The sequence below is a fragment of the Chitinophaga parva genome, from assembly GCF_003071345.1.
Taxonomy (GTDB): domain Bacteria; phylum Bacteroidota; class Bacteroidia; order Chitinophagales; family Chitinophagaceae; genus Chitinophaga; species Chitinophaga parva.
Window position 1 is genome coordinate 1,976,775 of record NZ_QCYK01000002.1, and the last position, 11,296, is coordinate 1,988,070.

The 11,296-nt window shown below is 54.4% G+C and carries 7 protein-coding genes; 5 read left to right on the forward strand and 2 right to left on the reverse strand.

The genetic code is table 11. The features are described from left to right. The first annotated feature begins 62 nt into the window (after positions 1–62). The 4 genes from DCC81_RS18225 (at position 63) to DCC81_RS18240 (ending at position 8,224) form a co-directional block, all read left to right on the forward strand. Entirely contained in the window at positions 63–3,161 is a 3,099-nt protein-coding gene (locus DCC81_RS18225) for a SusC/RagA family TonB-linked outer membrane protein (protein WP_240613019.1), read from the forward strand. Positions 3,162–3,173: 12 nt separating this feature from the next. Then, on the forward strand, positions 3,174–4,829 hold the full coding sequence (locus DCC81_RS18230) for a RagB/SusD family nutrient uptake outer membrane protein (protein WP_240613020.1): 1,656 nt from the start codon (positions 3,174–3,176) through the stop codon (positions 4,827–4,829). A 62-nt stretch (positions 4,830–4,891) separates the two neighbouring features. Next, positions 4,892–6,406: a glycoside hydrolase gene (locus tag DCC81_RS18235; protein WP_108688013.1), complete on the forward strand. Its 1,515-nt coding sequence runs from the start codon at positions 4,892–4,894 to the stop codon at positions 6,404–6,406. 12 nt (positions 6,407–6,418) lie between these two features. Further along, on the forward strand, positions 6,419–8,224 hold the full coding sequence (locus tag DCC81_RS18240; protein ID WP_108688308.1) for a glycoside hydrolase family 35 protein: 1,806 nt from the start codon (positions 6,419–6,421) through the stop codon (positions 8,222–8,224). 141 nt (positions 8,225–8,365) lie between these two features. Here the strand turns inward: DCC81_RS18240 and DCC81_RS18245 are convergent, their stop codons facing one another. Both DCC81_RS18245 and DCC81_RS18250 read right to left on the reverse strand, forming a co-directional pair. Continuing rightward, the gene (locus DCC81_RS18245; protein WP_108688014.1) at positions 8,366–9,853 is read right to left on the reverse strand and encodes an alpha/beta hydrolase; all 1,488 of its coding nucleotides are present in this window, start codon (positions 9,851–9,853) and stop codon (positions 8,366–8,368) included. Positions 9,854–10,115: 262 nt separating this feature from the next. After that, a complete protein-coding gene (locus tag DCC81_RS18250; protein ID WP_108688015.1) occupies positions 10,116–10,670 on the reverse strand; it encodes a hypothetical protein in 555 nt (184 codons plus the stop codon). 112 nt (positions 10,671–10,782) lie between these two features. On the opposite strand from DCC81_RS18250, the gene DCC81_RS18255 reads away from it, so the two are divergent. Continuing rightward, positions 10,783–11,160 carry an HYC_CC_PP family protein gene (locus tag DCC81_RS18255; RefSeq protein ID WP_133177711.1) on the forward strand — a complete coding sequence of 126 codons (378 nt, stop codon included), beginning with the start codon at positions 10,783–10,785 and terminating at the stop codon, positions 11,158–11,160. Positions 11,161–11,296 lie beyond the last annotated feature (136 nt).

An 11,296-nucleotide genomic window follows, 5' to 3' on the forward strand; every position in this document is an offset into this window, starting at 1 on the left:
CGGGCCGTCCCAAACGGTCCCGGCACGTGCCACTTATTTTCACTCACATCAAGAATGCCATCATGAGACGATTCCACGTTATGGACGGCGGTACCCGGCAAGCCCGGGTGCGGCCCCTGCTCCTCAGCATGTTGCTGCTATTTACAGGCACTACCCTGTACGCACAAAACATCCCGGTAACCGGTAAGGTGACCACTGCAGACGGCCCGGTGCCCGGCGTCAGCATTTCCGTAAAAGGCGCTTCCACTTATTCACAGACCGATGAAAAAGGACAATTCAAGATCAATGCAGGCCCGCATGATACACTGGTCTTTACCCACGTGGCCTACGGTACCAAACTGGTAGCCGTGAACGGGCACACGACCGTGAACGCCCTGCTGGAAGACAATAATAAAGCCCTGGGTGAAGTAGTGGTAACGGGTTATACCGCCCAGAAGAAGGCCACCCTCACCGGCTCCATTTCCGTGATAAAAGGTGCAGACCTGGTAAAGAGCCCCCAGCCCAATGTGTCTAACGCACTGGCTGGCCGCTTCTCCGGTGTGATCGCTAACAACCGTTCCGGGGAGCCGGGTTACGACGGCTCCAGCTTCACCATCCGTGGCCTGGCCACTACCGGCAGCAATGATGTGCTCATCGTAGTGGATGGGGTGCCCGGCCAGATAGGTGGCATGGAACGCCTGGACCCGAACGATATTGAAAGTATCTCTGTGCTCAAAGACGCATCGGCCGCTATTTATGGTAGCCGCGCGGCAAACGGGGTAGTGCTGATCACCACCAAACGTGGTAAAACCGGCAAACCCCAGATCTCTTACAGCTTCAACCAGGGCTTCTCTTCGCCTACCCGGCTGCCCCACATGGCTGATGCGGCCACTTACGCCGCGCTGCAGAACGAGATCCAGTATTATGACAACCCGGCCGGCGGTATGAACCAGTTCTACACCGATGCACAGATCCAGCAATTCCGGGATGGCAGCGATCCGGTTAACTACCCGAACACAGACTGGCAAAAAGCCACGTTGAAGAACACCGCCCTGCAAAGCCAGCATAGCCTGTCTGTAACCGGCGGGTCTGAGAACGTACACTATTATATCTCCGGTGGGCTTATCAGCCAGGACGGCATTTACCGCCATGGCGTAACGAAGTATAACCAGTATAATTTCCGTTCTAATATCGATGCAAACATCACGGACCGTTTTAAGGTAAGCCTTTACCTGTCTGGCCGCGAGGAAGACCGCAGGTATCCGGAGACCAGCGCCGGCGATATTTTCCGTTCCATCTACCGCGCATACCCCACGGTGGCGGCGCGCTATCCGAACGGGCTGCCCACTACCGGTATTGAAAACAACAACCCGGTGATGCAGGTGACCGATGCAGGTGGTACGGACCAGAATCCTACCCAGGTATTTAACGGTATCCTGAAAGGCGCGTACCAGCTGCCTTTGCCGGGATTGAGCATCGATGGTTTCTTCTCGCTGGATAAGTCCTGGAGCTTCAATAAATCTTTTGCTACGCCTTATAACGTGTACAGCTATGATGCAGCCGGCAATACCTACAACAAAGTAGTGGTGGGTGGTTCTGCCGGCCTGGCCAGCTTGTACGAAAGCCAGTTGAACCGCCAGCTGGTAACGTCCAACATTAAGTTGAACTATGTACGCCAGATCCGCTTCCACAATATCAACGCATTTATCGGCTACGAACAAAGCCGCACCAGGCAGGATAGCCTGGGCGCGTCCCGCCTCAACTTCCCGTCTTCACTAACGCCTGAACTTTCACAAGGTGGCGCCGCGGCAGAAGATAAGGACAACGGTGGCAGCAGCTATAACTATACCCGCAAAAGCTACCTTGGCCGCCTGGCTTATAACTACGCGGAAAAATACCTGCTGGAAGCGCAGATGCGTATTGATGGGTCCTCCACTTTCCCCGACGGGCACCAGTATGGGTATTTCCCCTCTGTGAGCGCAGGGTGGCGCATTTCAAAGGAAGACTGGTTTGCCAATAACAACGTGGTGAACGACCTGAAACTGCGCGGCTCTTACGGTACACTGGGTAATGATAACGTAGGCCTGTTCCAGTATTACGATAACTATTCTTTCGTCAACCAGTATGTGATCGATGGGAAGATCCATCCCGGCATTACGCTCACCAAACTGGCCAATCCCAACATTACCTGGGAAACCGCCCGCAAGCTGGACGTAGGCCTGAATGCCACGGTGTTCGGGCACTTTGACCTGGAGGCCATTTACTTCCAGCAGAAACGCAAGAACATCCTCACGCCCCGCAATGCTTCCATCCCCCAGGTATCCGGTATCGTAAACCCTTATGGCGGCGATCCGCTGGTGCCGGCAGAGAACATTGGCCAGGTGAACAGCAACGGCTTTGAAGGTACACTAGGATATAACAACAGGGCCGGTGATTTTCATTATGGCGTAACGGCCAATTTCACGTATGCCAAAAGCAAAGTGATCTTCATTGACGAAGCAGCCGGTGCACTGGGCTACCAGCGCCAGACCGGCAAACCGCTGAACACCATGTTGCTTTACAATGCCATCGGCATTTTCCGCACGCAGCAGGACCTGGACAAATATCCCCACCTGCCCGGCGCACAGCTGGGAGACCTCATCTACCAGGACTACAACGGCGATAAGCAGATCACAGCAGATGACATGACCCGTACCAAATACGGTAACATCCCCGAGATCACGTATGGCCTGGTGCTCAATGCCAGCTACAAAAATGTGGACGTGGCAATGGTGTTTGCCGGCCAGCAACACGTAAACCAGTACGTACTGCCGGAATCCGGTACCGTGGGTAATTTCTACAGCTCCTGGGCAGATAACCGCTGGAGCCCCACGCATACGGATGGTACTTACCCACGTGTAGACGACCGCGCCTCTTCTTCCATTAACGGTGGCTTGTATAACAATACATTCTGGTATAACAACGCGGCTTTCCTGCGTATGAAGAACATGGAAGTGGGCTACAATTTCTCCCCGCGCCTGCTCTCCGGTATCAGGATCGCGGCCATCCGCGTGTACGCCAGTGGCTTCAACCTCTTCACCATTACCAAGGTGAAAGATTATGATCCGGAAGGCAACAACGGCAGCGGCCAGTTCTACCCGCAGCAACGCATCTTCAACCTGGGCCTGAATGTTAAATTCTAAAAAATGAAAACCATGAAGCAACATATCATTCTACTGGCGCTGGCCTTCCTGGGGCTTACGGCCTGTAAGAAAAATTTCCTGGATGTAACCGCTACAGACCGCGTGTCTAACATTGCACTGATCAGCGATTCCGCGTTGTTCCAGGATTACGTGATCAACCGGTACCTGGGCGTAAAACTCCAGGATAAGGAAGCAGAAGGAACGCTGCCCGGCTTTGGGCGCGGCTTTGAATATGCCATGTGGAGCTCCCTTACGGATGAATCTATTTACAACAATGACGATAACACCTGGCTTATTCAGCGGGGACAGCTGGCGCCGGAAAATACCGGTATTGCCGGCACCCTGTGGGGCCGCAGCTACCGCGGCATCCGCGAGTGCAACTATGGATTGCACTATGTAGACAGCCTGCAGTGCAGCAACGAACTGAAAACCCGCCTGAAGGCAGAGCTGCATTTTATCCGCGGCTTCCGCTACCTGGACCTCATCCGTAACTATGGCGGTGTGGTGATCGTGAACGATACGGTGTACCAGATGGAAGATGATTATTCAAAAGCTGAAGTTTACCAGAAATCGAGCCTGGCAGATTGCATAAAATACGCGGTGGCGGAGATGGACGCCGCTGCCGCGGGGTTACCGGTTGACAATAACGGCAACTGGGCCCTGGGCCGCGCTACAAAAGGCGCTGCCCTGGCACTCAAGGCGAGATTACTGCTGTATGCGGCCAGCCCACTGTACAACGTGGGTACATGGGCTGATGCCGCTGCGGCAGCAAAAGCAGTGATAGACCTGAAGAAGTATTCCCTGGAAAGCAACTATGGCAGCCTGTTCCTGAACAGCAACAGCAACGAGATCATCTTTGAAAGGCTCTACGCCATCAACGCCCGTCACGTGTGCCTGGAAATTTCCAATGGCCCCAATGGTTATAACGGCTGGGCAGGCAACACACCCCTGCAAAACCTCGTGGATGCCTACCAGATGGACAATGGTAAAGACATTACCGACGCCACTTCCGGCTTTGACGCTAAAAACCCCTACCTGCACCGCGACCCGCGCTTTTACGCCACCATCCTGTATAATGGCGCCATCTACCGTGGCGACACAGTGCAGATCTACACGCCCGGGGGGAAAGACAGCAAAGACGGGCCGTCCAACTGGAACACCACCAAAACCGGCTACTACCTGAAGAAGTTCATGGACGATAAAAATCCTATCGACAATCCCTGGAACGTGGCAGGCCTGCAACCCTGGATCTACTGCCGCTACGCGGAAATCCTGCTGGACTACGCAGAAGCACAGAACATGGCCGCAGGACCGGATGCTACGGTGTATGATGCCATCTGGCAGATCCGCAAACGCGCCGGTATGCCGGCCCTGCCCGCGGGCCTTTCCCAAAGCCAGATGATCGATGCCATCCGCAGGGAAAGACAAGTGGAACTGGCCTTTGAAGAGCACCGCTTCTATGATGTAAGACGCTGGAAGATTGCCGATGTAACAGAAAATGCGCCCGCCTATGGCGTGGATGTAACGAAGAGCGGCAACACCTTTACTTACACCCGCAAAGTAGCGCTGGGCGGCCGCCTGTTTGCCGCCAAGAACTATTTCCTGCCCATTCCCCGCACGGAGATCCAGGCGTCTAACAGCCAGCTGCAACAAACTACCGGGTACTGATTATTTTTTATTATTTTTTGGGGCTGTTACCATGCAGCCCCATTTTATAAAACGGACCAGACATGCATGCTTTACGCGCTACCGCGCTATTTTTTAGTTGTTTTACCGCGACTGCAGCCGCCGCACAGGTACAGGTGACCATTGATGCCGGCCAGCCCAAGCAGGTGATAGACCACTTTGGTGCCTCAGATGCCTGGACCTGCCAGTTTGCAGGGCAGTGGCCCGATGCGCAGCGCAATGAAATGGCCGACCTGCTTTTCAGTATGGATACCAGCGCCACCGGCCAGCCCAAAGGCATCGCTCTTTCTCTCTGGCGGTTCAACCTGGGCGCTGGTTCTGCGGAGCAGGGCGATGCCAGCGGCATACACGATGAGTGGCACCGCACGGAATCATTCCTGCAAAAGGATGGCTCGTACGACTGGAGCAAACAAGCCGGCCAACTATGGTTCCTGCAGGCAGCCAAAGCCCGCAAAGTGCCGCAGTTCCTGGCTTTCATCAATTCGCCCAATGTGCAGTTCACCGCCAATGGCAAAGCCGGTGCGGACAAAGGCCAATGCAATATTCTGCCGTCACAATACGAGGCCTCCGCAAAGAACATTGCCACCAGCCTGGCGGGTGTACAAAGAAAGCTGGGCATCACGTTCCATTATTTCAGCCCGGTAAATGAGCCCCAGTGGGACTGGAGCGATCCCAAACAGGAGGGATGCCCTTATACCAATGCGCAGATCTTTGGTGTGACCAAAGCGGTGAGCAAAGCCCTGCTGGCGCAAAAACTGCCTGCCAGGATCCTGCTCACAGAGTGCGCAAAAATGAATTACCTCTATGCCCTGGATGATAAGCCGGATAAGGGAAAGCAGGTACAGGCCTTTTTTGGTAAAAGCTCCCCTTACTATACCGGCGGCCTGCCCAATGTGCTGCATACCATTGCTTCCCACAGCTATTTCACCACCTCGCCCTATGCTACGGCCACGGATGTACGAAATCATGTAGCCGCCGCCGTGGCGGAGGTGCCGGGCCTGACCTTCTGGCAATCCGAATACTGCATCCTGGGTGATAATGATGGTGAGATCAATGGCCAGCACCGCGACCTGGGCATGCACGCGGCCTTGTACATGGCCCGCGTGATCCATTACGACCTGGCCATTGCCAATGCCGCCTCCTGGCAATGGTGGCTGGCCATTTCCAATGGTGATTACAAAGATGGCCTGGTGTACATTGATAAAAGTAAAACAGGCGGGGAGGTGCACAGCAGTAAGATGATGTGGGTGCTGGGCAACTACAGCCGGTTCATCCGCCCGGGCAGCCACCGCATAGCCGCTACCCTGGCGGATAGCAGCCTGGCCAAGGATCTCATGGTCTCCGCTTACCTGCAGGGTAAGGAACTGGTAACGGTGGTAGTGAATGACAATGCTGATCCCGTAACCTTATCACTGCACTATAAACACCTGCAACCCGGTCACCTGCGCAGTTATACCACGGCAGACGGTAAGGAGCTGGAGCCCGCCGCAGTGGCCGATGACAAACAGATAACCATTCCCGCCCGCGCCGTAGTAACCCTCACCGGCAGGGCACTTTAAACGATGAATAAGATGAAGAAACTTTGCTTGCTGTGGCTTTGCCTGGCGCTTGGAAGTGGCCTGCATGCGCAGCATACCTTCTCGCTGGGCGATAGTACTTTTTTGCTGGATGGAAAAGATTTCCAGATGATCTCGGGTGAAATGCATTACACCCGCATTCCCCGCGAGGCCTGGCGCCAGCGCCTGCACATGGCCAGGGCTATGGGATTGAATACCATTGGCACCTATGTATTCTGGAATGTGCACGAGCCGGAGAAAGGGAAATTTGATTTCACCGGCAACAATGATATTGCCGCCTTTGTGCGCATGGCCAAAGAAGAAGGCCTGTATGTAGTGCTGCGCCCCAGCCCGTACGTGTGCGCGGAGTGGGAGTTTGGCGGTTACCCTTACTGGTTGCAAAATGAAAAGGGCCTGGTGGTGCGCAGCCAGGAAAGTAAATATGTAAAAGAATACGCCGCTTATTTAAAGGCAGTGGGCAGGCAATTACAACCTTTGCTGGTAACGCATGGGGGCAACATCCTCATGGTGCAGATAGAGAATGAATATGGTTCCTATGGCCATGACTCCGTGTACCTGGCCATGAACAGAGACCTGTTCCGCCGTGCAGGCTTTGACGGTATCCTCTTCACCTGCGATCCGGCAGGAGCCTTGCCCGACGGGCATTTGCGAGGCCTGATGCCCGCCGTGAACGGCAGTGAAACCCCGGAGCACATCAAGTCCCTGGTGCGCAAATACCATGATGGCAAAGGGCCTTTCTATGTAGCAGAATGGTATCCTGCCTGGTTCGACTGGTGGGGCGCCGCACACCACCGCGTGAACGCCGCTTTCTACGCCGGCAAGCTGGATACCTTGCTGGGTGCGGGCATTTCTGTGAATATGTACATGTTTCACGGTGGCACCACCCGCGGCTTCATGAATGGCGCCAATTATAGTGATGAAAGCCCCTACGAGCCACAGATCAGCAGTTATGATTATGATGCGCCACTGGACGAAGCAGGCAATGCCACGGAGAAGTTCCGCATCTTCCGCGCCGTGATTGAAAAGCACTTGCCAGCGGGTACATCATTGCCGCCCGTTCCTGCTGCAAAGCCCGTGATCAGTATCCCGCCCATGGAGTTGAAAACATTTGCCACACTGGGCCAGCTGGTAAGCGCCCCCGTTAGCAGCGGGCAGCCCCTCACCTTTGAACAGCTGCACCAGCCCTACGGCTTTGTATTGTACCGCACCACCGTGCAGGGTGGCGCAGGTCTCTTAAAGATACCCGGCCTCCGCGACTACGCAGTGATCATGGCCAATGGCCGCACCATTGCCACCCTGGACCGCCGCCACGCGGAGGACAGCATCCAGCTGGAACTGCCGCAAGGCACGGTACAACTGGATATCCTGGTAGAGAACCTGGGCCGCATCAACTTTGGCCCTTACCTGCTCAAAAACGAGAAAGGCATTGTAGGCAACGTATATTTCCAGGGCCGGGCGCTCCGCCACTGGCAGCAGTTCCAGCTGCCCTTTAACAACGTGCCCACCAGTGCCCGGGGCAGGGCCACCGGTGATCAACCCGTACTCAAAAAAGCCACCTTCACCCTTACCCAAACCGGCGATACTTACCTGGACATGCGTAACTGGGGCAAAGGCATCGCCTGGATAAATGGTCACAACCTGGGCCGCTACTGGCAGGTAGGTCCGCAGCAAACCCTCTACGTTCCGGCAGCGTGGCTGAAGAAGGGCAGCAATGAAGTAGTAGTATTTGAGTTATTAAAACCGGGGAATACGACATTGGAAGGCATTGATCATGCCATCCTGGATGTCTTGAAAAAGTAGACGTACAACGTACAGCGTACAACGTACAACGTACAACGTACAGCGTATGTTCTCTAATAAAAAAAGGGCGCGAAGTGGATGCTTCGCGCTTTTCTATTTTAAGTACGTTGTACGTTGTACGCTGTACGTTGTACAATTTCCTCAATAATTCAACGCCTTAATAAATTCTCCCCGCAGCTTGGCTACCTGGTCTGCATAGCCATGGTCTATCCAGATGTAATGTTCGGCACCGGCCAGGCCGTGAAACTCAATGCCGGCGGCGCCTGCGCGCTCCATTTTGTCTACAAAAAGAGATGCGTTGGTGTAGGGGGAAAGCCTGTCATTCATGCCGTGAATGATCAGGGCAGGAGGGAAGTTGTTTTGTATAAGATAAAGCGGGGAAATGCTTTTGACCAGCAACGGGTTCCGCTGGTCTTTCCGCACCCAGGCTACGGCGCTGTCATTGAGGTCATAGGTGGCGGCGTTTACCAGCAGGGCATTGGGGCGGGGGCTGTAATGCAGATCGTCCGTGGATTCATTCCATTGGTTGGCCAGGACGGTGCAAAGGGCCAGGTGGCCGCCGGCCGCATTGCCGGAGGCTACAATTTTATTGGTGTCAATATTATATTCCGAGGAGTGCTGGCGTAACCAGCGGATGGCGGAGCGCGCATCTTTTACGGCGGCAAAGGGCAGGGTGCCGTGGCGGTCGTACGTGCGGTATTCCACGGCGCAGGCTACCCAGCCGGCTTGTTTGGCAAAACCATGACAGGTGGCAAAAGACCAGTCAGGCTTGCCTTCACTCCATCCACCGCTGTGAAAATATACGATCACGGGGCGCGGCTTGTGCTGGCGCAGGCTGTCCGGTAAAAAGAGGTGGATGTCCAGGTTGAAAGGCCCTACCGTCTTGTAAGTGCGGATCACGTGGTCTGCACGCCCCGCCTGCTGTTCCTTGTATTGTTTGGTAACGAGGTTCAGGTAATTGGTGTCCCTGCAGGATGCAAGGAAGGCTTCGTAAATGGAGTCAATGTCCTTGATGCCATTGTTATCCATGTAGCGGTGCAGGTATTCCGTTCGCCAGAAATCAAGGCATTCCGGTTGCGATACAAACCGCGGCAGCACAGCCCAGGTGGCCCAAAGTGCCTGGTTGTCCAGGGAATCGTATTGTTTGTTGCGCCGTTCCAGGCTTACGTGGTAATCAAAGAAGCTACGGGCGTATTCGTGGAAAGACCGGTTGCGCAGCAATGCAGGATTGTTCAGGTCCGGCACGTTAGCGCGCATGCGCTCTGCTATGCGGGACTTGCGCCGGCTGGTATGGCCGGCGTAATTATCGTGCTGCTCCGGGTAGTCAATGAGCAGGTTGTCGAAATAGAATTTATTGGAAGTAAGTTCCTGGTGTACATACAGGGGCGGCAACTGGTCCTCGAACCTTGTGAGCAGGCCATTGTAGCTATTGCGTACGGAATCTATGCGGCTGGTAAAGGCAGATTCCGGGAGGGAATAAAGCTTTACGTAGTTAGGATAGAACCATGCATCAAACTGCTTGCTGGCCTGCTTTAACGCCGCCTCATAGCGCTGCTGGGCAGAGCTGTCCTGCTGGGCAGCCGCCGGGTGGAACACCAGCAGGGTGAGTACAAGCATGATTTCACGCATACGGATCGGGTTAGGGAGGGCTAAAGATAGCAATCTTTTCAGTTTATCGGGAACCTGGCAGCTTCCGGATGCATATTATCTTCACGCCATCTCCCAAAATCATGTCTTAACCTTACGAGGTCCATACTGCCCTTCCTGCTCCTGTGTGCATACCCTTTGGCGGCCGCGCGGGCAGACCGGTCATTGGTGACCTGCAGGCAGTGTTTCAGAAAAGCCGCGGGCTGCCGGGGGCCGGCGCACGTGGCTTTGAGTGGGCGTACTTTTATTTTTTCCGGATCACCACCGGTTTGCCATCCGCATCGTAAGGCATGGCCAGGTATACGCCGTTGATCTTTTTTTCTATTTGCTGGGTATACGCTTCATCCGGCGCAATGCTGCCTTTTTTGATCTCGTAAAAACGGGCCGGCACATAGTATGCAGCATCTGCAGATGGTGGCGGGGGCACGGGGGCTTTGCCCCCAAATTCCAGTTGCCCGTCGTGATCAAAATCCTTTACATCAGATAGCACGGAAGTGGCCACGGAATCTGCATTGGAGTGGTCAATGCGCAGTACCAGCATTTGTTTTTCAGGTGGCCTGGCCATTTCCAGGAAAAGGAACACGGCGCCGGCATCTTCCACCAGTTTGTTACGGCGGCTGGCGTAGTTCACGTCATCGTGCAGGAAGAAGGCTTTGTTGCCATTTACGAACACAGTGCCTTTGTACACGGTGATCTGCTGGTTAATGCTGCTTTTCAGGTGCAGCTGGTCCTTGGGTTGCTGCGCCAGGGCCGGGGCAGCAGACAATAACAGGGCAAGGTGAAGGATAGGTGCACGCATATAGTAGAATTAAACGGCATCAAACTACAGAAAATTCCGGTATGTTTCCGGCGGATTACAATCCTGTTTTTCAAATATCCGATTGTCCGGCAATTCTATTACCTTTGTGCTCATGAAGAAACTCACCGCATTGCTCCTCCTCCTGCTTTACATGGCCAGCACCGCTGGCGTAGGAGTGGAGGCGTTCTATTGCTGCGGGGAGCTTACTTCCATTTCGGCCAGCCTGCACGAGGAGCCGAATAAAAAAGCAGTGGACGGAGACGGCTGCTGCCAGCACAAATATCAGTTTCACAAGATCAAGGATAGTCACCAGCATAGCCATGCGGTGGCATTTACCTTTGGACATGTGGCTACCCTGCCGGTTTTCCCTGTTTACAGCGCGGACCTGGTTTATACCGAAGCTACCTCCTTCACCGCCCACCGCGCCAAGGCGCCTCCATCCCCGGGCGATGTTCCCCTCTATATTTATCACTGCACTTACCTGGTTTGATCCCGGTTAAATGTTAATTGCCTGGAATTACATTTCCACGATTGCGTTTGAATGCTAGCGTCTAAGCCTTAGGCTCCGGCGTTTGCCATCAACGTTCAATCCTGGGCGATTAGCCTTTAACGATGAACGGTTAGCG